The organism is Salmonella sp. WC3 (assembly GCF_042932255.1).
GTDB lineage: Bacteria > Pseudomonadota > Gammaproteobacteria > Enterobacterales > Enterobacteriaceae > Salmonella > Salmonella enterica.
The window spans coordinates 1,134,770-1,156,031 of sequence record NZ_CP170629.1; the positions used below are offsets into that span (position 1 = coordinate 1,134,770).

General features: G+C 54.7%; 17 protein-coding genes. 8 read left to right on the forward strand and 9 right to left on the reverse strand.

The features are described 5' to 3' along the window. Window positions 1-241 precede the first annotated feature (241 nt). Together ACFK9X_RS05325 and ACFK9X_RS05330 are read left to right on the forward strand one after the other, a co-directional pair. Complete coding sequence (locus ACFK9X_RS05325; RefSeq protein WP_151115777.1) at window positions 242-682, forward strand: PTS sugar transporter subunit IIA; 441 nt, start codon at window positions 242-244, stop codon at window positions 680-682. 61 nt (window positions 683-743) lie between these two features. Further along, window positions 744-1,973, forward strand: a complete 1,230-nt coding sequence (locus tag ACFK9X_RS05330; protein WP_000245312.1) for a polysaccharide deacetylase family protein — start codon at window positions 744-746, stop codon at window positions 1,971-1,973. Between the two features lie 6 nt (window positions 1,974-1,979). On the opposite strand, the gene panD is transcribed toward ACFK9X_RS05330, so the two are convergent. The 9 genes from panD to thpR all read right to left on the reverse strand — a co-directional run bounded on the left by panD (window position 1,980) and on the right by thpR (window position 9,230). Further along, complete coding sequence (gene panD, locus ACFK9X_RS05335) at window positions 1,980-2,360, reverse strand: aspartate 1-decarboxylase (protein ID WP_000621526.1); 381 nt, start codon at window positions 2,358-2,360, stop codon at window positions 1,980-1,982. A 94-nt stretch (window positions 2,361-2,454) separates the two neighbouring features. Next, window positions 2,455-3,309: a pantoate--beta-alanine ligase gene (panC, locus tag ACFK9X_RS05340; protein WP_151115779.1), complete on the reverse strand. Its 855-nt coding sequence runs from the start codon at window positions 3,307-3,309 to the stop codon at window positions 2,455-2,457. A gap of 125 nt (window positions 3,310-3,434) precedes the next feature. Continuing rightward, window positions 3,435-4,226, reverse strand: a complete 792-nt coding sequence (gene panB, locus ACFK9X_RS05345; RefSeq protein ID WP_000805487.1) for a 3-methyl-2-oxobutanoate hydroxymethyltransferase — start codon at window positions 4,224-4,226, stop codon at window positions 3,435-3,437. Between the two features lie 120 nt (window positions 4,227-4,346). Then, window positions 4,347-4,826 carry a 2-amino-4-hydroxy-6-hydroxymethyldihydropteridine diphosphokinase gene (folK, locus tag ACFK9X_RS05350; RefSeq protein WP_000150777.1) on the reverse strand — a complete coding sequence of 160 codons (480 nt, stop codon included), beginning with the start codon at window positions 4,824-4,826 and terminating at the stop codon, window positions 4,347-4,349. Next, window positions 4,823-6,220: a polynucleotide adenylyltransferase PcnB gene (gene pcnB / locus ACFK9X_RS05355; protein WP_225321152.1), complete on the reverse strand. Its 1,398-nt coding sequence runs from the start codon at window positions 6,218-6,220 to the stop codon at window positions 4,823-4,825. The genes folK and pcnB overlap by 4 nt, the downstream gene beginning before the upstream one ends. 161 nt (window positions 6,221-6,381) lie before the next feature. Then, window positions 6,382-7,278, reverse strand: coding sequence for a tRNA glutamyl-Q(34) synthetase GluQRS (gluQRS, locus tag ACFK9X_RS05360; RefSeq protein WP_000132295.1), 897 nt, complete (start codon window positions 7,276-7,278; stop codon window positions 6,382-6,384). 68 nt (window positions 7,279-7,346) lie between these two features. Continuing rightward, complete coding sequence (gene dksA / locus ACFK9X_RS05365; RefSeq protein ID WP_001155232.1) at window positions 7,347-7,802, reverse strand: RNA polymerase-binding protein DksA; 456 nt, start codon at window positions 7,800-7,802, stop codon at window positions 7,347-7,349. Between the two features lie 176 nt (window positions 7,803-7,978). Continuing rightward, complete coding sequence (gene sfsA / locus ACFK9X_RS05370; protein ID WP_000899412.1) at window positions 7,979-8,683, reverse strand: DNA/RNA nuclease SfsA; 705 nt, start codon at window positions 8,681-8,683, stop codon at window positions 7,979-7,981. A gap of 16 nt (window positions 8,684-8,699) precedes the next feature. Continuing rightward, window positions 8,700-9,230, reverse strand: a complete 531-nt coding sequence (thpR, locus tag ACFK9X_RS05375; protein WP_001294178.1) for an RNA 2',3'-cyclic phosphodiesterase — start codon at window positions 9,228-9,230, stop codon at window positions 8,700-8,702. 72 nt (window positions 9,231-9,302) lie between these two features. On the opposite strand from thpR, the gene hrpB reads away from it, so the two are divergent. The 6 genes from hrpB to fhuB all read left to right on the forward strand — a co-directional run bounded on the left by hrpB (window position 9,303) and on the right by fhuB (window position 20,667). Next, window positions 9,303-11,732, forward strand: coding sequence for an ATP-dependent helicase HrpB (gene hrpB / locus ACFK9X_RS05380; protein ID WP_191964517.1), 2,430 nt, complete (start codon window positions 9,303-9,305; stop codon window positions 11,730-11,732). A 140-nt stretch (window positions 11,733-11,872) separates the two neighbouring features. Then, window positions 11,873-14,395 (forward strand): bifunctional glycosyl transferase/transpeptidase, encoded by a 2,523-nt coding sequence (gene mrcB / locus ACFK9X_RS05385; protein WP_000918127.1) that lies wholly within the window; start codon window positions 11,873-11,875, stop codon window positions 14,393-14,395. Between the two features lie 292 nt (window positions 14,396-14,687). Then, window positions 14,688-16,877 carry a ferrichrome porin FhuA gene (gene fhuA, locus ACFK9X_RS05390; protein ID WP_151115785.1) on the forward strand — a complete coding sequence of 730 codons (2,190 nt, stop codon included), beginning with the start codon at window positions 14,688-14,690 and terminating at the stop codon, window positions 16,875-16,877. 48 nt (window positions 16,878-16,925) lie between these two features. Beyond that, window positions 16,926-17,723 (forward strand): Fe3+-hydroxamate ABC transporter ATP-binding protein FhuC, encoded by a 798-nt coding sequence (gene fhuC / locus ACFK9X_RS05395; RefSeq protein ID WP_001157204.1) that lies wholly within the window; start codon window positions 16,926-16,928, stop codon window positions 17,721-17,723. Then, on the forward strand, window positions 17,723-18,613 hold the full coding sequence (gene fhuD, locus ACFK9X_RS05400) for a Fe(3+)-hydroxamate ABC transporter substrate-binding protein FhuD (protein WP_001205357.1): 891 nt from the start codon (window positions 17,723-17,725) through the stop codon (window positions 18,611-18,613). Before fhuC ends, fhuD begins: the two co-directional genes overlap by 1 nt. Window positions 18,614-18,627: 14 nt before the next feature. After that, on the forward strand, window positions 18,628-20,667 hold the full coding sequence (fhuB, locus tag ACFK9X_RS05405; RefSeq protein ID WP_151117901.1) for a Fe(3+)-hydroxamate ABC transporter permease FhuB: 2,040 nt from the start codon (window positions 18,628-18,630) through the stop codon (window positions 20,665-20,667). The last annotated feature ends 595 nt before the right edge of the window (window positions 20,668-21,262 follow it).

Below are 21,262 nucleotides of genomic sequence, written 5' to 3' on the forward strand. Positions count from 1 at the left end.
AATTCAGAATACATAAATATGAAATATTTATAATATATATTTAATCAATTATTTTGGTGAGTGTTTGTTTAATTGAATCGCCGTGATTACCCTTTAATGGGCCAGATTCTATGAAGGCTGCTAACAATTTTAAAAATAATGCAAATTTTTTTGAATAAAAAATGATCGTGGTCATAGTGTGTTGTCGGCCAAAAAAACATGCTGACATCATGCAGGATTGGAGCTCAATGGAGGAGAAGTTATGCTGGGATGGGTCATTTCCTGTCATGACGATCGGGCGCAGGAAATGCTCGAAGGTCTTGAAAAGAAGTATGGGCCGTTGGCGCAGTGTCGGGCGGTCAATTTCTGGCGTGGGTTAAGCGTAAATATGCTCAGCCGCGTGATGTGTGACGCCCTCCATGCCACCGACTCCGGTGAAGGCGTGATATTTTTAACCGACATTTCCGGCGCGGCGCCTTATCGTGTAGCGTCGCTGATGAGCCATAAACATTCTCAATGTGAAGTTATTTCCGGCGTTAGCTATTCATTGATGGAGGAAATGATTACCTGGCGAGAGTCAATGAGCAGTTCAGCATTTCGCGACCAGATTGTCGCGCTTGGCGCGCCGGATGTCACCAGTCTCTGGCATCAGCAGCAGAAAAATCCGCCTTTTGTATTGCTGCATGATTCGTATGAGTTTTGATCAATACCATTGACGACGCTTTTGCTACAATGACGGCGTTTTTTCGCCTCGGTTATGATATATGGTTATGCGCGTTGTTCTTATCTTGCTGTTCTTTTTCGCCGGTAATGTGTTGGCTGCCTTGCCCGCTCGTTATATGCAAACGACGAAAGATGCCGCCATCTGGTCGCAGATTGGCGACAAAATGGTGACCGTAGGGAATATCCGCGCCGGACAAATTCTTTCCGTAACGCCTGTTGCGGCTGATTATTATGCCTTTAAATTCGGCTTCGGTGTGGGCTTTATCGATAAAGGCCATCTGGAATCCGTGCAGGGAAAACAAAAAGTGGAAGATGGCCTGGGCGATCTTAACAAGCCGCTCAGCAATCAGAATCTGGTGACCTGGAAGGACACGCCGGTGTATAACGCGCCGGACATCAGTAGCGCCCCGTTTGGCGTATTGGTGGATAATTTGCGTTACCCCATTATTAGCAAGCTGAAAGGCCGGCTACATCAAACTTGGTATCAGATCCGTATTGGCGACAGGCTGGCTTATGTCAGCGCCATGGATGCGCAGGAAGACAACGGCATTCCGATTTTGACCTATCATCATATCTTACGTGATGAAGAGAATACTCGTTTTCGCCATACGTCCACCACGACTTCGGTTCGGGCATTCAGCAACCAAATGACCTGGCTTCGCGATCGCGGCTATGCCACGTTGACGATGTACCAACTGGAGGATTACATCTATAACCGCGCGAATTTCCCGGCGCGCGCGGTGGCTATCACCTTTGATGATGGCCTTAAATCGGTGAGTCGCTATGCGTATCCGGTATTAAAGCAGTACGATATGAAAGCGACGGCATTTATTATCTCATCGCGTATTAAGCGCCATCCGCAAAAATGGAATCCCAGGTCGCTGCAATTTATGAGCGTGTCCGAATTGCGCAAGATAAGCGATGTTTTTGATTTTCAGTCGCATACCCATTTTTTACACCGGGTAGACGGGCATCGCCGCCCGATTTTATATAGCCGCAGCTACCATAATATTCTGTTTGATTTTGAACGTTCGCGGAGGGCGCTCACACAGTTTACTCCGCACGTATTTTATCTTTCTTATCCCTTTGGCGGCTATAACGCGACCGCGATCAAAGCAGCAAAAGACGCCGGTTTCCATCTGGCGGTCACCACGGTGAGAGGGAAGGTGAAGCCGGGAGATAATCCGATGCTGCTCAAAAGGCTGTATATTTTACGCACGGATTCGCTGGAAACGATGTCGCGGCTGATCAGCAACCAGCCGCAGGGATAAGGACTATCAGGCAACCTGTACCGGAATAGCTTTCGCGGTGCGCTTCATTTCGTTGTCGCCTTCAAAATAGGCCACTTTCGGACGCCATGTACGCGCTTCTTCATCAGACATGGTGACGAAGCTGGCGATAATCACAATGTCGCCAACTTCAGCACAGTGCGCCGCCGCACCGTTCACCGAGATGATTCTGGAGCCGCGTTCAGCCGCAATCGCATAGGTTGAGAAACGTTTCCCATTGGTCACGTTCCAGATATCAATCGCTTCGTTTTCCAGAATACCGGAGGCATCAAGGAAATCCTGGTCAATGGCACAAGAACCTTCGTAGTGCAGGTCCGCCTGCGTGACTTTTACGCGGTGGAGCTTGCCTTGCAGCATGGTGCGAATCATAACTTCTTTACCCTGTCGTTTACCTTGGCTAAGCAGGCGCTTGTGGCCTGCTTTGGAAATTCTCAGGCAGTATTGCCCGATTTTTAACTCCTGTCTACTGGGCTAATGTAACGCTTTGATTATCGATCAGACGCGCCTGACCCAGCCAGGCGGCGGCCAGAATCACTGCGCGTTTGCTGGTTTCCGTCAGCTCCTGCAGCGTGTCGGCATCACGGATTTGAATGTCGTCGGCACGGAAGCCTTTTTCATTCAGTTCCTGTTCGGCAATGGCAATAATCTCTTGCAGCTCACGATTACCCGCAATCAGTTTTTCAGCGATGCTATTCATCACGTTGTATAGACCCGGCGCAATTTTGCGCTGCTCTGCGGTCAGATAAGCGTTACGTGAGCTGAGCGCCAGACCGTCTTTAGCGCGAATAATCGGCACGCCGACGATCTCAATGTCATAACTCATATCCGCCACCATTTTGCGGATCAGCGCCAGTTGCTGGAAATCCTTCTCGCCAAAGCAGGCGATATCCGGCTGGATCAGGTTGAACAGCTTGCTGACGATAGTCGAGACGCCGCGGAAGTGGCCCGGACGGCTGGCGCCTTCCAGCATGGTGGAGAGGCCGGGAACATCAACGTACGTCTGGCCTTCCAGCCCCTGTGGGTAGATTTCCTCAACGGCTGGCGCAAAGACATAATCGACTTTGCGTTTGTTCAGCTTTTCACAATCTTCCTGCAGCGTGCGCGGATAACGCACCAGATCGTCCGGCCGATCAAACTGCATCGGATTGACGAAAATGCTGACGATCACCACATCAGCCCGGGCTTTTGCCTCATCGACCAGCCTCATATGGCCGTCGTGCAGGTTGCCCATGGTGGGAACCAGTGCGACGCGTTTACCTTCCTGACGCAGACGACGAATATGCTGGCGCAGCAGCGGCAGGGTTTCAATGATTAGCACAACAAAACTCCTTGAGTTGCTTGATGATCCTGCCCGATGGCGTTGCGCTTATCAGGCCTACATCCGTTGAGGATCTGTAGGCCGGATAAGACGCGTCGCGTCGCCATCCGGCACGGTCAGAAAAATTAGTGAAAGCTGTGTTCTTCGCCCGGATAAACGCCGGACTCCACTTCAGCCATATACTGCTGTACGGCGGCGCGCATGTCGCCTGCTTCAGCAAGGAAATTTTTCGCGAATTTGGGAATATGGCCGCCGGTGATGCCAAACGCATCGTGCATCACCAGGATCTGACCGTCGGTGACGTTGCCCGCGCCGATGCCGATCACCGGAATCGACAGCGCTTCCGTGACGCGCTTCGCCAGCTCAACCGGCACGCACTCCAGCACCAGCAGTTGAGCGCCAGCGGCTTCTAAAGCCAGCGCGTCATCCAGCAGCACTTGTCCTGCATCTCCACGGCCCTGAATTTTATAGCCGCCGAAGATATTCACCGACTGGGGCGTTAACCCCAGATGACCACAAACCGGCACGGCACGTTCGGTGAGCATTTTCACCGTATCAACCAGCCAGGCGCCGCCTTCAATTTTGACCATATTGGCCCCCGCACGCATCACGATAGCCGCGTTTTCACATGCCTGTTCCGGGGTGGCGTAAGCCATAAACGGCAGGTCGGAGAGCAATAGACAGTTGGGCGCGCCACGTCGCACGGCACGAGTGTGGTAAGCGATATCTTCCACGGTGACCGGCAGGGTGGAGTCGTGCCCCTGAATCGTCATGCCCAGTGAGTCGCCAACCAGCATCACATTGATACCTTCGTCGGCAAATAACTTAGCGAAGCTGTAGTCGTAGGCGGTAATTGTCGCGAAGCGTTTTTTCTCTTGCTTGCATTTCTGCAGCAGTGAAATAGTGGTGGGTTTCATAACGTTTCCTGATGGTAAAAGTTATATTTCCCGGCATTCTAACAGTCATATTCAGGGGGGCAATTGATTTAAGCAATCGTTTGGCGCTAAAGCAGTAAACGCTAAAGGGGAGGCGATGTTTTACCAGTGGGCGGGTTTTGCAGCACCAAGATGGGTGAGATGCTGATGCAGGCTGATACCATCCGGAAAGATCAGATCAGGAGCGATTTCGAATAACGGCCACAGCATAAAACCGCGGTTTTTCATGTCGTAGTGCGGCACGGTCAGACGGTCGGTGTTAATGACTTCATCGCCAAACAGCATAATGTCGAGATCCAGCGTGCGTGGCCCCCAGCGTTCGGCCTTGCGCACCCGGCCCTGTTGCAGCTCAATGCGCTGGGTATGGTTAAGCAATTCTTCGGGGGCGAGGGCGGTATCCAGCGCCACCGCGGCGTTCAGGTAGTCCGGCTGATCCTGTGGACCAAGCGGCGGCGTGCGGTAAAACGAAGACACCGTGACGATACGGCTATCGGGAATGTCGGCGATAGCCTTCAGGGCGGCATTGACCTGCTCCAGCGGAGAGGCCAGATTACTGCCAAGCGCGATATACGCGATCGTCATACGGAGCCCTCGCGGCGCGGCGCGCGTTTGCGCGGACGTGAACGGCGGCGGCGTGGAGCAGGATCGTCGTCCAGCTCGTTGAGCATCCCTTTTTGTTCTGGCGGCGCGGAAGCCTGAAACTCGGCCCACCACTGCGCCAGACGTTGCAGTTCAGTATTATTTTCCACCTGAGCGCGCAGCTCCAGCAAATCAAACGCGGCGCGGAATTTGGGATGTTCCATCAGCTTCCAGGCGCGTTTGCCCTGACGACGGGACATGCGTAACTGAAGCTGCCAAATATCACGGGTAAGCGTGGTAAGGCGTTTCGGGATCGCCAGTGAACGGCAGGCCTCATCCAGCACATCATTCATGGCCAGCGCGAAAGCGTCGTAATAGGCCAGACCGCTCTCCTGAGCGATTTTTTGCGCCATCTCCAGCAGCGGATACCAGAACATGGCGGCAAACAAAAATGCCGGATTAACGCGCATCTCGTTACGGATGCGGTTATCCGTATTCTTCAACACCTGCGCAATGATGCGTTCCATTGCGCTGTCGCCGTTTTCGGTGAAATAACGCGTAATGGTAGGAAACAACGGCTGGAAGAGGTGGTATTCCCGCAGTTGTTGATAGGTTTCGTAACCGTTCCCCGCCTGCAACAGCTTCAGCGACTCTTCGAACAGGCGCGCGGGAGGAATGTCGTTTAGCAAGGTTGCCAGACGCGGGATTGGCTCAGCCGTTTCAGGGCTGATACGCATATTGAGCTTCGCAGCGAAACGCACGGCGCGCAGCATTCGAACCGGATCTTCGCGGTAGCGCGTTTCCGGATTGCCGATCAGGCGAATCACGCCTTCTTGCAGATCCTGCATCCCGCCGACGTAATCGCGCACGGTAAAATCCGCCACGCTGTAGTAAAGGCTGTTGATGGTGAAATCGCGGCGCTGGGCATCTTCTTCGATAGAGCCGAAGATGTTGTCGCGCAGCAGCATACCGTTTTGCCCACGCTGGGAGGTCGTACGGTCGCTTTCACTGCCTTCATGATGACCACGAAACGTTGCCACTTCGATAATTTCCGGGCCAAACATCACGTGAGCCAGGCGGAAACGACGTCCCACCAGACGGCAATTGCGGAATAATTTCCGTACCTGATCCGGTGTTGCGTTGGTAGTCACGTCGAAATCCTTCGGCTTTTTGCCGAGCAGGAGATCGCGGACGCCGCCGCCGACCAGGTAGGCTTCATAGCCCGCTTTGTTCAGCCTGTACAGTACCTTGAGGGCATTTTCACTGATATCTTTGCGGGAGATAGCGTGCTGTTCACGCGGGATAATCGTCATATATGGACGGGCGACGGCTTGTTCTGCCTCGCTCTCCTCGCGGCTTAACACCTTACGGCAAAAATTAGCGACTCGGGTAAAAATAGCGCACCTCGGTAGTGTCATACATTAATAAGATCAACTTACTCTATGTCTTTCGCATTACGGCAGACGGGCGTAAGAGAGCAACGCGACCTGGGCTGTAAGCATCATTAACGCCGCAGCAATGCGAAAGACGATGAGCAAAAATAGCGGCTAATCATAGCTCAGCGAGACGCATTTGAGAATGCCGGATTTACATTAGCCGATGTGGGTACGGCTGTAAGCCTCCAGTGCGCCACTGCAAAGCGCAGCAACTCCTCAACAGACATCTCCTGCCACGCTACGACGTCGCGTTGGCCTAAAAAGCGCAATGCCTGGACCAGTACCGGGCGCGGATCGCCTGTCGCAAGCGCAGGGGCATGATTTTGCTTGGAAAGTTTAGCGCCTTGTTCGTTGAGCGCCAGCGGAAGGTGCACGTAGCCTGGCGCACGCCAGCCAAACTGTTTATACAGCGAAAGTTGTCGGACAGTGGGTTCGATTAAATCTGCGCCGCGGACGATCTCCGTCACCCCCTGAAAATGATCGTCGACCACCACGGCCAGATTATAAGCAAACAGTCCGTCGCGGCGGTGGATAATAAAATCTTCGCTCGCCAGCTGTGGGTCAGCCTGGATGTCGCCGCGCAAGGCATCATGGAAATGCATCACCGGATGCTGCTGTTTAATTCTGACGGCGGCATTCTCCGGCCCGTGGCATAACGTCCGACAATGGCCGTCGTAAATACCGCCCAGACGCTGAATGCGCGAGCGGGGGCAAGTGCAGTAGTAGCTCAGTCCCTGCTCGTGAAGCCAGGCCAGCGCCTCGCGATAAGCCTCATGACGCTGTGATTGCCATAAGACCTCGCCATCCCAGTGCAGGCCGTAATGTTCCAGCTGGCGCAGAATGGTCGCTGCGGCACCGGGAACTTCACGTGGGGGGTCGATATCCTCGATGCGAACGCGCCAAATTCCGCGTTGCGCACGGGCTTGTAGATAGCTGCCGAGGGCGGCGATTAACGAGCCGAAATGCAGTTCGCCGGATGGCGACGGCGCGAAACGGCCAATATAGTGTGAGTCAGTCATGCTGCGGGCAATAAAGAATAAGGCGGGAAAACTCCCGCCTGTCATAAATAGGGTAGAAACGAACGGGATTAACCCGCCATCTGTTTTTCGCGAATTTCAGCCAGCGTTTTGCAGTCGATGCACAGATCGGCTGTTGGACGCGCTTCCAGGCGGCGGATACCAATCTCCACCCCGCAGGACTCGCAATAACCGAAGTCTTCATCTTCCACTTTCTTCAGCGTCTTCTCGATCTTTTTGATCAGTTTGCGCTCACGGTCACGATTACGTAACTCCAGGCTAAACTCCTCTTCCTGCGCGGCGCGATCGACCGGATCGGGGAAGTTGGCGGCTTCGTCCTGCATGTGCGTCACAGTGCGATCGACTTCATCCCGGAGTTGATTACGCCATGCTTCAAGAATACGCTTGAAGTGCGATAGCTGGGCTTCGTTCATATACTCTTCGCCCGGTTTCTCCTGGTACGGCTCCACCCCAGCGATGGCGAGAATACTCAGGGACGATGTTTTACGGTTTTGCCCTTCTTGCATGTTGCTTCTCCTTAACACGCACTATCGATCCCCATGTTCGGGGGAAAATCAGGTCGCTATAAATAGCAGATGCTTTTCCGGATAGCAATTATCTAAACGTAACACTTGACAACCCTGTGAGGAAAAGCGTATTTACGCACGCGGCCAGAATACTTAATAATCAGGCTGTTATTCCACTACAACGTTATGGGTACTGGTTCGTTCAGTTCCATTTTTTGGGCTGAAAGTTCTGCTTTATAAGCTAAAACTTCCACGCCTTTATTCTGAGCCTCGCTCAATAGCTGCGCGTATTTTATATCGATATGACGTGCGGGTGAAAAACGTGTAATGGCGGAGTGCAGCACCGCGAACACCACCACTGCGCGATGACCTGCCGCCGCAACGCCCATCAATTCCCGAAGATGTTTTTGCCCTCGTTCGGTGATGGCGTCGGGAAAATAACCGTTTTCTTTTTCCGCTAACGTGACCGATTTCACTTCAATATAGCAGTCCGGGCGGAAATCTGCCTGTAACATAAAATCTATACGGCTGCGCTCGGCGCCATATTTGACTTCACTTTTCAGAATATTGTACCCCGCCAGCGCCGGCAGGCGATTCTCCTGAATTGCTTCTTTCGTTAGCTGGTTCGCCCGCAGCGTATTCACGCAAATGAATGCGCCGGATTGCGTTTCAGTCAATTCCCAGGTATGCGGATATTTGCGTTTAGTATTTTCTGATGTCGAATACCAGACGGTATCGCCAGGCGTGGCGCAGCCGGTCATCGCGCCGGTATTAGGACAGTGCAGCGTAAGCGTTGTACCGTCAGGGGTGATCACATCGGCTAAAAAACGTTTATAGCGCTGAATCAGCGTAGCGCGTTGTAAAGGGGGTGAGAATAGCATCGACATTCCTTCATTATTATTCGCCCAGCGTCCAGCGCTGCAGCTCGGCATAGCGGGTACGGCCTTGCCCATACGAAGAGGCGTAAAGCGCAAACGACGTGACTGGAAATGACCAGCAAAAGCCCGGCGGCGGGATAGCCACCGTATGGCTGGCGTCGCGCAGCAGCGTAATATGCGGGTGAAAAGGCTGCGGGCTTTGGTAACAACCGCTGCGGGCGGCCTGCGCGCGCAGCATATTAGCCAACTGCAACAACCCGCGCGGCGGCTGGCGCATCCCCAGCCACACCACGCGCGAACGCAGCCACTGACCGGCGTCATCCAGATGTAGCGTAAAGCCCGGCTGGCGAATTCGTCCGGCCAGTTGCGCAAGCGCGCGCTGCTTATCGCTACTGACGTCGCCTAAAAAGGCCAGCGTCAGGTGTAGGTTCGCCGCTGCGACGGGGCGTCCGTCTTCAGACGCAAAATGGGCGGCGCGCCAGGCGATAATTTGCGCGCGCGCGTCGTCGGGTAAGTCAATCGCAAAAAACAGCCGTTTTGGCTCAGACATAGGGATACTCGGTTATGGATTAACACGATGCTACAATGCGGCGCAAAGAAAGTTAACCCCGTGGAGCCGTTTGTGACGTCATTGCCCGTTGCCGCCGTATTGCCTGAATTGTTGACAGCCCTAAAAACCGCGCCGCAGGTTTTGTTGTCCGCGCCTACCGGGGCGGGGAAATCCACCTGGCTGCCGTTGCAACTCCTGCAACAGGGGCCGGTTGCTGGAAAAATCCTCCTGCTTGAACCGCGTCGTCTGGCGGCGCGTAATGTCGCGCAGCGTCTGGCGGAAGCGTTGAATGAAAAGCCTGGCGAAACGGTAGGTTACCGGATGCGCGCGCAAAGCTGCGTGGGGCCGCGTACCCGGCTGGAAGTGGTGACCGAAGGCGTATTGACCAGAATGATTCAGCGCGATCCCGAATTACGCGGCGTGGGGCTGGTGATACTGGATGAATTTCATGAGCGCAGTTTACAGGCGGATTTAGCGTTAGCGCTGTTGCTGGATATCCAGCAAGGGCTCCGTGACGATCTCAGGCTGTTAATCATGTCTGCGACGCTGGATAACGACAGGCTTTGTCAGCGACTGCCTGATGCGCCGACGATCGTCTCGGAGGGGCGCGCGTTCCCGGTGGAGCGATGTTATCAGCCGCTCGCGACGCATTTGCGTTTTGATGAAGCCGTCGCGATGGCGACAGCGGAACTGTTGCGCAATGAAAACGGTTCGCTGCTGCTATTTTTACCCGGCGTAGGCGAAATACAGCGCGTTCATGAACATCTGGCGTCGCGGGTAGGCAGCGATGTCCTGCTTTGTCCGCTGTATGGCGCATTGTCTCTGGAAGCGCAACGCAAAGCGATTGTTCCCGCACCCGCCGGGATGCGTAAAGTGGTATTGGCGACTAACATTGCCGAAACCAGTTTGACGATTGAAGGGATTCGTCTGGTCGTCGATAGCGCTCAGGAGCGCGTGGCGCGATTTGACGCGCGAACGGGACTGACGCGGCTGGTTACGCAGCGTATCAGTCAGGCATCAATGACGCAGCGCGCGGGGCGCGCCGGACGACTGGCGCCGGGTATCTGTTTACATCTGCTGGCCAAAGAACAGGCGGAGCGGGCGGCGGCGCAAAGCGATCCGGAAATCTTACACAGCGACCTTTCCGGTTTATTGATGGAGGTGTTGCAGTGGGGATGTCACGATCCGGCATCGCTTTTCTGGCTGGACAGGCCGCCGGAGGTGAATCTTCAGGCCGCCCGCTGTTTATTATTGATGTTAGGCGCGCTGGAGGGCGAGCGGTTAAGCGCGCGGGGCCGGAAAATGGCGGCAACAGGTAACGATCCGCGCCTGGCGGCGATGTTAGTCAACGCTGGCGAGGGCGATAGCGCCGCCACTGCCGCCATGCTCGCGGCCATCCTTGAGGACCCGCCGCGCGGCGGCGGTGCGGATTTAAGCGTAGTATTTTCGCGGCGACAGCCGGGCTGGCAGCAGCGTAGCCAGCAGCTTTTAAAACGGCTGCAGGTGCGTAATGGCGAGCCGGATAGCGCGCTTATTATGCCGCTGTTGGCCAGAGCGTTTAGCGACCGCATCGCGCGGCGTCGTGGTCAGGAAGGGCGCTATCAGTTAGCCAATGGTATGGGCGCGATGTTAGATGCGGATGACGCGTTGGGACGTCATGAATGGCTGATCGCGCCGCTGTTACTGCAAGGTAGCGCCTCGCCGGACGCCCGAATATTGTTGGCGCAGCCGCTGGATATTGCCTCGCTGATTCAGGCGTGTCCTGATTTACTGCGCCAGTCCGACACGGTTGAATGGGACGAGGCGCAGGGAACGTTGAAAGCATGGCGCAGAATGCGTATTGGACAGTTGACGGTTAGCGTTCAGCCACTGGCGAAGCCGTCTGAAGAGGAGCTTCATCAGGCGATGCTGAACGGCATCCGCGATAAAGGTCTGTCCGTCCTTAACTGGACGCCGGAAGCGGAGCAGTTCCGTCTGCGTCTGCACTGTGCGGCGAAATGGCTGCCGGAATATGACTGGCCTGCCGTGGATGAGGCGTCGCTGCTGGCGACTCTGGAAAATTGGTTGCTGCCGCACATGACAGGCGTACAGTCGTTACGGAGTCTGAAATCTCTGAATGTGACTCAGGCGTTACGGGGACTGCTTGACTATGCCATGTTGCAACGTCTGGATAGTGAACTGCCTGGGCATTACACTGTGCCGACGGGAAGCCGAATAACGATTCGTTATCATGAAGATAACTCGCCCGCGCTGGCGGTCAGAATGCAGGAAATGTTTGGCGAAGCGAAGACCCCAACCATCGCTCAGGGCCGCGTGCCGCTGGTGCTGGAACTGCTTTCGCCAGCGCAGCGACCGCTACAGATTACGCGCGATTTAAGCGCTTTCTGGCAGGGGGCGTATCGCGAAGTGCAAAAAGAGATGAAGGGCCGTTACCCCAAACATGTCTGGCCGGACGATCCGGCGAATACGGCCCCAACGCAGCGCACGAAGAAGTATTCGTGACGTGTTATACGTTGCCTCCAGGCCAGATAAGGCGTTAATCGCCATCCGGCAAAAGGGTAAATTGAGAGATTTCTTCTTCTGTCGTCTGGCGGAAGAATAGAGAATCGGGCCTTTGCGCCTGTATGTTGCGGAGAAAAAGCATGGCGGGGAATGACCGCGAGCCGATTGGACGTAAGGGGAAACCGTCACGTCCTGTGAAACAAAAGGTGAGCCGTCGTCGGCAGCATGACGACGATTATGATGATGACTATGAGGATGAAGAACCGATGCCGCGTAAAGGTAAGGGCAAAGGGCGTAAGCCTCGTGGCAAGCGTGGCTGGCTGTGGCTATTGCTAAAACTGTTTATCGTTTTTGTGGTGCTGTTCGCCATTTACGGCGTCTATCTGGATCAAAAAATCCGCAGCCGTATCGATGGCAAGGTCTGGCAGCTTCCGGCGGCGGTATATGGCCGGATGGTGAACCTTGAGCCAGACATGCCTGTCAGCAAAAACGAGATGGTAAAATTGCTGGAAGCGACGCAGTATCGTCTGGTGACGAAGATGACCCGTCCCGGCGAATTTACCGTGCAGGCCAATAGCATTGAGATGATCCGTCGTCCGTTTGACTTCCCGGACAGCAAAGAAGGGCAGGTGCGCGCGCGGCTGACGTTCAGTGACGGGCGTCTGGAAACCATCGTCAATCTGGATAACAACCGCCAGTTTGGCTTCTTCCGTCTCGATCCGCGGCTTATCACCATGCTTTCTTCGCCAAATGGCGAGCAGCGTTTATTCGTCCCGCGCAGCGGTTTCCCGGATCTGCTGGTCGATACGCTGTTGGCGACGGAAGACCGTCATTTCTATGAGCATGATGGCATTAGTCTTTACTCTATCGGGCGTGCGGTGCTGGCCAACCTGACGGCGGGACGCACGGTGCAGGGGGCCAGTACGCTGACCCAGCAGCTAGTGAAGAACCTGTTCCTCTCCAGCGAAAGATCATACTGGCGTAAAGCGAATGAAGCCTACATGGCGCTGATCATGGATGCCCGTTACAGTAAAGATCGTATTCTTGAGCTGTACATGAACGAGGTCTACCTCGGTCAAAGCGGGGACAATGAAATTCGCGGTTTTCCGCTGGCGAGCCTGTATTACTTTGGTCGTCCGGTAGAGGAACTGAGCCTCGATCAGCAGGCGTTACTGGTGGGGATGGTAAAAGGGGCGTCGATTTATAACCCGTGGCGCAACCCGAAACTGGCGCTGGAGCGTCGTAACCTGGTGTTACGCCTGTTACAGCAGCAGAAAATCATCGATCAGGAACTCTATGACATGCTGAGCGCGCGTCCGCTTGGCGTACAGCCGCGCGGCGGCGTTATTTCACCGCAGCCAGCGTTTATGCAGATGGTTCGTCAGGAACTGCAGGCGAAGCTGGGGGATAAAATTAAAGATCTCTCCGGCGTGAAGATCTTCACCACCTTTGACTCCGTGGCGCAGGATGCCGCAGAAAAAGCCGTTGTCGAAGGTATTCCGGCGTTGAAGAAGCAGCGTAAATTGAGCGATCTGGAAACCGCGATGGTGGTGGTGGATCGCTTTAGCGGCGAGGTGCGCGCGATGGTTGGCGGGGCGGAGCCGCAGTATGCCGGCTATAACCGTGCCATGCAGGCGCGCCGTTCCATCGGGTCGCTGGCGAAACCGGCGACCTATCTGACCGCGTTAAGTCAGCCGAACTTATACCGTCTGAACACCTGGATTGCCGATGCGCCGATTTCTCTGCGCCAGCCGAATGGTCAGGTCTGGTCGCCGCAGAACGACGATCGTCGCTACAGCGAAAGCGGGAAAGTGATGCTGGTGGATGCGTTAACTCGCTCAATGAACGTACCGACGGTCAATCTGGGGATGGCGTTAGGTTTACCGGCGGTAACCGATACTTGGACGAAGCTCGGCGTGCCGAAAGATCAGCTCAATCCGGTTCCGGCTATGCTGTTAGGAGCGCTGAACCTGACGCCGATCGAAGTGGCGCAGGCGTTCCAGACTATCGCCAGCGGCGGAAATCGCGCGCCGTTATCAGCGCTGCGTTCAGTTATTGCGGAAGATGGTAAAGTGCTGTACCAAAGTTATCCGCAAGCTGAACGCGCTGTACCGGCACAGGCGGCTTACCTGACGCTCTGGACAATGCAGCAGGTCGTCCAGCGTGGTACGGGGCGTCAGCTTGGCGCGAAATATCCGGGTCTGCATCTGGCGGGTAAAACCGGGACGACAAACAACAATGTCGATACCTGGTTTGCCGGTATCGACGGCAGCCAGGTGACTATCACCTGGGTAGGCCGTGATAACAACCAGCCGACGAAATTGTACGGCGCCAGCGGCGCGATGGCGATTTACCAGCGCTATCTGGCGAACCAGACGCCGACGCCTTTAGTTCTGACGCCGCCGGAAGATGTGGTGGATATGGGCGTTGATTACGACGGTAATTTTGTCTGTAGCGGCGGTATGCGCACTCTGCCGGTCTGGACGGACGATCCAAATACGCTGTGCCAGCAGGGCGAGATGATGCAGCAGCAACAGCAGCCGTCAGGCAATCCGTTCGATCAGTCGTCTCAGCCGCAGCAGCCTGCGCAGCAACAGCCGCCGAAAGAAGAGAAGAGCGACGGCGTTGCCGGCTGGATTAAGGAGATGTTCGGCGGCAATTAATCACGGTAATAGTACCGGGTGGCGCTGTGCTTACCCGGTCTACACCGTTACGACCCCATTATGTGCGACGTAGGCCGAATAAGGCGCTTACGTCGCCATCCGGCAAATCCCCTATAAATAACATTTCAGTCTAATTTATTAACCCTTCCTTTTCATCTGGTTATTTCTTAACCCCTTAGTTTTCGTAGGGCCGCGTATCGCTTGCCATTGCGACGATATTTCGCCTATCATGCTGTGGTTATAATAATAATTATCGTTTACGTTATCATTCACTTTCATCAGAGATATACCAATGGCGCGTCTTAAAACTGCTCAGCCAAACTCCTCACTGCGTAAAATCGCAGTTGTAGTAGCCACAGCGGTTAGCGGCATGTCTGTCTATGCACAGGCGGCGGTTCAACCGAAAGAAGAAACCATTACCGTAACCGCAGCGCCTGCCGCGCAGGAAAGTGCCTGGGGACCGGCTCCGACCATCGCCGCGAAGCGTTCCGCCACTACCACCAAAACTGATACACCTATCGAAAAAACGCCACAGTCGGTTTCGGTGGTCACTAACGAAGAGATGCAGATGCATCAATTCCAGTCAGTAAAAGAAGCGTTGGGTTACACGCCGGGCGTAACGGTAAGCAGTCGCGGCGCTTCCAATACCTATGACTTCGTGATTATCCGTGGCTTCTCTTCCGTCGGCCTGAGCCAGAATAACTATCTGGATGGCCTGAAATTGCAGGGTAACTTCTACAACGATGCGGTTATTGATCCCTACATGCTTGAGCGTGTTGAGTTGATGCGTGGCCCAACGTCCGTTCTCTACGGTAAGAGCAACCCGGGCGGTATCATTTCGATGGTTAGCAAGCGGCCGACTACTGAGCCGCTGAAAGAAATTCAATTCAAAATGGGGACGGACAATTTGTTCCAGACCGGTTTTGATCTTAGTGATTCCCTGGATGACAACGGTGAGTTCTCATATCGTCTGACGGGGCTGGCGCGTTCGACAAATGAGCAGCAAAAGAGTTCTGAGTCGCAGCGCTATGCGATTGCGCCCTCTTTTACCTGGCGTCCTGATGAGAAAACGAATTTTACGTTCCTTTCTTATTTCCAGAACGAACCAGAGACCGGCTACTACGGCTGGCTGCCGAAAGAGGGAACGGTTGAACCGTTACCGAATGGTAAACGCTTGCCGACAGATTTCAATGAAGGGGCGTCAAACAATACCTATTCTCGTAACGAGAAAATGGTGGGATACAGTTTCGAGCATGGCTTCAACGACACTTTTACCGTGCGCCAGAATTTACGTTTTGTCGAAATGAAAACCGCGCAAAAAAGCGTCTATGGCACGGGGATTGCGGCGGACGGCCATACGCTTAACCGCGGTACTATCGTTGACAACGAGCGTTTACAGAATTTCAGCGTAGATACACAACTGGAAAGTAAATTCGCGACCGGCGATATTGATCATACGTTGCTGACGGGTGTCGATTTCATGCGTATGCGTAATGATATTAACGCGACGTTTGGTAGCGCGCCGTCAATCGATCTCTATAACAATTACCATCCTGAATACTTTGCTTTCGGCGGCGCTGAGCCGTACCAGATGAACGAAAGTAAACAAACAGGCCTCTATGTTCAGGATCAGGCGGAATGGAATAAGTGGGTATTTACTCTCGGCGGCCGCTATGACTGGTCTAAACAAGCGACAACGGTGCGTCAGAATTCCACTACGCCGACAGAAGGATATATTGAACGTAATGACCACCAGTTCACCTGGCGCGGTGGCGTAAACTACGTATTCGATAATGGAATTTCACCTTACTTCAGCTATAGCCAATCTTTCGAGCCAAGCGCCTTCGATTTGTGGAGCACCCCACGCGTTTCTTACAAGCCGTCAAAAGGCGAGCAATATGAAGCAGGGGTGAAATATGTACCGAAAGACATGCCGGTTGTTGTTACGGGTGCCGTTTATCAGCTGACCAAAACCAATAACCTGACCGCCGATCCAACCAACCCATTAGCGCAGGTGCCGGCAGGCGAAATTCGTACGCGAGGTGTAGAGCTGGAAGCCAAAGCAGCATTGACGGCTAACATCAATATGACGGCGTCTTACACTTATACTGATGCTGAATACACGAAAGACACTAATCTGAAAGGGAATACGCCAGAGCAGGTGCCTGAACACATGGCGTCGTTGTGGGGCGATTACACCTTCAACGAAGGTCCGTTGTCAGGTTTAACGCTGGGAACAGGCGGTCGTTTTATTGGTTCCAGTTACGGCGATCCGGCTAATAGCTTCAAGGTAGGCAGCGCAGCGGTGATGGATGCGGTCGTCAAGTACGATCTGGCGCGTTTTGGTATGGCGGGCTCCAGCATTGCGGTTAACGTTAATAATCTGCTCGACCGCGAATACGTCGCCAGCTGCTTCCAGACCTACGGCTGTTTCTGGGGCGCAGAACGTCAGGTCGTTGCAACGGCAACCTTCCGTTTCTAATTTCTTTTTGGGCACGGCTTGCCGTGCCCGTTTTACAAGTTGGCTGCGATGCAGGAAAACCACATTCATTCCGATACCACCTTTGCGCTGCGAAGCGTCGCCTTTCGTGTGCCGGGCCGCACGCTTTTACACCCTCTCTCGTTAACGTTTCCCGCAGGTCGCGTCACCGGACTTATCGGTCATAATGGTTCCGGTAAATCCACGCTGTTAAAAATGCTGGGCCGCCATCAGCCGCCTTCCGAAGGGGATATTCTGCTCGACAATCAGCCGCTGGCGAGCTGGAGCAGCAAGGCGTTTGCCCGCAAAGTTGCCTATCTGCCTCAACAATTGCCACAGGCGGAAGGAATGACGGTGCGCGAACTGGTGGCGATTGGCCGCTATCCGTGGCACGGCGCGCTGGGACGCTTTGGCGTCGCGGACCGGGAAAAAGTAGACGAGGCGATTACGCTGGTCGGCTTAAAACCGCTGGCGCATCGTCTGGTAGACAGTCTTTCCGGCGGTGAACGCCAGCGCGCGTGGATTGCCATGCTGGTCGCGCAGGATAGCCGTTGTCTTCTGCTGGATGAGCCGACGTCAGCGCTGGATATCGCCCATCAGGTGGACGTGCTGGCGCTGGTGCATCGTTTAAGCCAGCAGCGCGGGCTGACGGTGGTTGCGGTGCTGCACGATATCAACATGGCGGCCCGCTACTGTGATTATTTAGTCGCGCTACGCGGCGGTGAAATGATTGCGCAAGGAACGCCTGCGGAACTGATGCGCAGTGACACGCTGGAACAGATTTACGGTATCCCGATGGGTATCCTTCCGCATCCGGCGGGCGCGGCACCTGTGAGTTTTGTGTATTAATGCGTGATTTATATCCTCTGACTCGCCGCCGTTTATTAACGGCGATGGCGCTCTCGCCGCTGCTGTGGCAAATGAATACGGCGCAGGCTGCCGCTATCGATCCCCGCCGGATTGTGGCGCTGGAGTGGCTGCCGGTTGAGCTGCTGCTGGCGCTCGGTATTACGCCGTATGGCGTGGCGGACGTGCCAAATTATAAGCTGTGGGTTAGCGAACCGCCGTTGCCGGATTCGGTGATTGATGTGGGTCTTCGCACTGAACCCAATCTCGAACTGCTGACGGAGATGAAGCCGTCGTTTATGGTCTGGTCGGCAGGCTACGGACCCTCGCCGGAGAAACTGGCGCGGATCGCGCCGGGGCGCGGGTTCGATTTTAGCGACGGCAAAAAGCCGCTGGCGGTGGCCCGACGCTCGCTGGTTGAACTGGCGCAGACGCTGAATCTGGAAGCTGCGGCAGAAAAACATCTGGCGCAATACGATCGCTTCATCGCCAGCCAGAAGCCGCATTTTATCCGCCGCGGGGGGCGTCCGTTACTGATGACGACGCTTATCGATCCGCGGCATATGCTGGTGCTCGGCCCGAATTGCCTGTTCCAGGAGGTGCTGGACGAGTATGGCATTGTCAATGCCTGGCAGGGTGAAACCAACTTTTGGGGCAGTACGGCGGTTAGCATCGATCGGCTGGCGATGTATAAAGAAGCGGATGTGATCTGCTTCGATCACGGGAATAACACCGATATGAACGCGCTGATGGCAACGCCGCTGTGGCAGGCCATGCCGTTTGTCCGCGCCGGGCGCTTTCACCGGGTGCCCGCCGTTTGGTTCTATGGCGCGACCCTCTCCACGATGCACTTTGTCCGCATCCTGAATAACGTGTTGGGAGGCAAAGCGTGAGCAGAAAACGTGAAATGCCGGATGGCGGCGCGAAAAGCGTCTTATCCGACCTACGGTTCGGGCGCTTTGTAGGCCGGATAAGGCGAAGCCGCCATCCGGCGTTGCTGTTATTGGCGCTGTTTGTTGCCGCCTGCTGGCTGACATGGGTTAACTTCTCCGTTGCGCTACCGCGCAGCCAGTGGCAACAGGCTATCTGGTCACCGGATATCGACATCATTGAGCAGATGATTTTTCATTACAGCCTGCTGCCAAGACTGGCGATTTCGCTACTGGTGGGCGCGGGACTTGGGCTGGTAGGCGTCCTGTTCCAGCAAGTATTACGTAACCCGCTGGCGGAACCGACCACGCTGGGTGTGGCGACCGGCGCGCTATTGGGGATCACGGTGACTACGCTTTGGACGATTCCCGGCGCGCTGGCCACGCAGTTTGCCGCCCTGACGGGAGCCTGCATTGTCGGCGCGCTGGTGTTCGGCGTGGCGTGGGGCAAACGCCTGTCGCCAGTGACCCTGATCCTCGCCGGGCTGGTGGTTAGCCTCTATTGTGGCGCAATCAACCAGTTACTGGTGATTTTCCACCACGATCAGTTGCAAAGCATGTTTTTATGGAGCACCGGAACGCTAACGCAAACCGACTGGAGCGGCGTGCAGCGTCTGTGGCCGCAGTTGCTGGGCGGTGTGATGCTCACGTTATTGTTGTTACGCCCGATGACGCTGATGGGGCTGGATGACGGCGTTGCGCGTAATCTGGGTCTGGCGCTGTCGTTAGCGCGTCTGGCGGCGCTGTCGCTGGCGATTGTGTTGAGCGCTCTGCTGGTCAACGCGGTGGGCATTATCGGTTTTATCGGCCTGTTTGCGCCGCTGCTGGCGAAAATGCTTGGCGCAAGACGTCTGCTGGCGCGCCTGATGCTGGCGCCGCTCATTGGGGCGCTTATTTTGTGGCTATCCGATCAGATTATCCTTTGGCTAACCCGCGTATGGATGGAGGTTTCCACCGGGTCAGTGACGGCGTTAATCGGCGCGCCGCTGCTCCTGTGGCTGCTGCCGCGGCTTAAAAGCATGAGCGCGCCGGATATGAACGCCAGCGATCGTGTGGCGGCGGAACGTCGGCACGTTCTTGCTTTTGCCGTTGCCGGTGGCGCGCTCCTGCTGCTGGCAACATGGGGCGCGCTCTCTTTTGGTCGCGACGCGCACGGCTGGACGTGGGCGAGCGGAACGCTGCTTGAAGAACTGATGCCGTGGCGCTGGCCGCGGATACTGGCGGCGTTAATGGCGGGCGTCATGCTGGCGGTGGCGGGCTGCATTATTCAGCGTCTGACCGGTAATCCAATGGCCAGTCCGGAAGTGCTGGGGATCAGTTCCGGAGCCGCGTTTGGCGTGGTGTTGATGCTGTTTTTGGTGCCGGGGAATGCTTTCGGTTGGCTACTGCCTGCCGGAAGCCTGGGCGCGGCGGCGACACTGCTGATTATTATGTTAGCCGCCGGGCGCGGCGGTTTCTCGCCGCAACGGATGTTGCTGGCGGGGATGGCGCTCAGCACCGCGTTTACCATGCTGCTAATGATGCTCCAGGCGAGCGGCGACCCGCGGATGGCGGAAGTGTTGACCTGGATCGCAGGATCTACCTATAACGCCACTGGCGGGCAGGTTACGCGAACCGCGATCGTGATGGTGATTTTGCTGGCCATTGTGCCGTTGTGTCGCCGCTGGTTAACGATTTTGCCACTGGGCGGCGATGCCGCGCGCGCGGTGGGCATGGCGCTTACGCCGTCGCGTATCGCGCTGCTGGCGCTGGCGGCGTGTTTGACGGCAACCGCGACGATGACCATTGGGCCGCTGAGTTTCGTTGGACTGATGGCGCCGCATATTGCGCGGATGCTCGGTTTTCGCCGGACGATGCCGCATATGGTCATCTCGGCGCTGGCAGGGGGCGTTTTACTGGTCTTTGCCGACTGGTGCGGCAGGATGGCGCTATTTCCGTATCAGATCCCGGCGGGACTGCTTTCAAGCTTTATTGGCGCGCCGTATTTTATCTATTTGCTACGTAAACAGAGCCGGTAAAAAAAGGCTGTGCCACATTTATGTCGGGTGGCAGCCATGCTCAACCCGACCTACAAATTACACAATATCAATATGTTGTGGCAATATTTTGTAGACCTAAAAATAGCTGAACGCTATCAGGTGCGAGAGCTGTCCTGTCACGTTTTATCGAGGGAATTCTGCTTTTATTTTCAGCAAGAAGCAGGTGTTATTTCTGTATCGATAAGTCATGTGCTATTTCAGTGGCGCGCTGCTGTCTTCTGAACAGGGTGACTAATTTCAACATATCCAGGCCCGAAACGTTGATGATAAATTGCGGCATGATCTATTCAATAATAAGAATTACCGGTTTCGGTATTAAGCCTTTTTAAATATTAAGATGTGGATGCCGCATCTTTAATGCATCTCGTAAATCAATTTTAATTTAATAATAAATTTTCATTATAAAACTTCGATAATAAAATATTATTTTTTTATCGAAGTAATAAAAAACAACTCTATTAAAATAAATTAATTGCCACGAGTAAACAAAAAAAATGTAATTTAGCATTTTTTGTTTTTTTTAATGAAATTTATACCAAAAATAAATGTTACGCGTCATTGCTATATATTCAGT

Coding starts and splice junctions, on each gene's coding strand:
- ACFK9X_RS05325 (WP_151115777.1), top strand. CDS start 242: ATGCTGGGATGGGTCATTTCCTGTCATGACGATCGGGCGCAGGAAATG.
- ACFK9X_RS05330 (WP_000245312.1), top strand. CDS start 744: ATGGTTATGCGCGTTGTTCTTATCTTGCTGTTCTTTTTCGCCGGTAAT.
- panD (WP_000621526.1), bottom strand. CDS start 2,360: ATGATTCGCACCATGCTGCAAGGCAAGCTCCACCGCGTAAAAGTCACG.
- panB (WP_000805487.1), bottom strand. CDS start 4,226: ATGAAACCCACCACTATTTCACTGCTGCAGAAATGCAAGCAAGAGAAA.
- folK (WP_000150777.1), bottom strand. CDS start 4,826: ATGACGATCGCGTATATCGCGCTTGGCAGTAATCTGGCCTCTCCGCTG.
- gluQRS (WP_000132295.1), bottom strand. CDS start 7,278: ATGACTGACTCACACTATATTGGCCGTTTCGCGCCGTCGCCATCCGGC.
- dksA (WP_001155232.1), bottom strand. CDS start 7,802: ATGCAAGAAGGGCAAAACCGTAAAACATCGTCCCTGAGTATTCTCGCC.
- sfsA (WP_000899412.1), bottom strand. CDS start 8,683: ATGCTATTCTCACCCCCTTTACAACGCGCTACGCTGATTCAGCGCTAT.
- thpR (WP_001294178.1), bottom strand. CDS start 9,230: ATGTCTGAGCCAAAACGGCTGTTTTTTGCGATTGACTTACCCGACGAC.
- mrcB (WP_000918127.1), top strand. CDS start 11,873: ATGGCGGGGAATGACCGCGAGCCGATTGGACGTAAGGGGAAACCGTCA.
- fhuA (WP_151115785.1), top strand. CDS start 14,688: ATGGCGCGTCTTAAAACTGCTCAGCCAAACTCCTCACTGCGTAAAATC.
- fhuC (WP_001157204.1), top strand. CDS start 16,926: ATGCAGGAAAACCACATTCATTCCGATACCACCTTTGCGCTGCGAAGC.
- fhuD (WP_001205357.1), top strand. CDS start 17,723: ATGCGTGATTTATATCCTCTGACTCGCCGCCGTTTATTAACGGCGATG.
- fhuB (WP_151117901.1), top strand. CDS start 18,628: ATGCCGGATGGCGGCGCGAAAAGCGTCTTATCCGACCTACGGTTCGGG.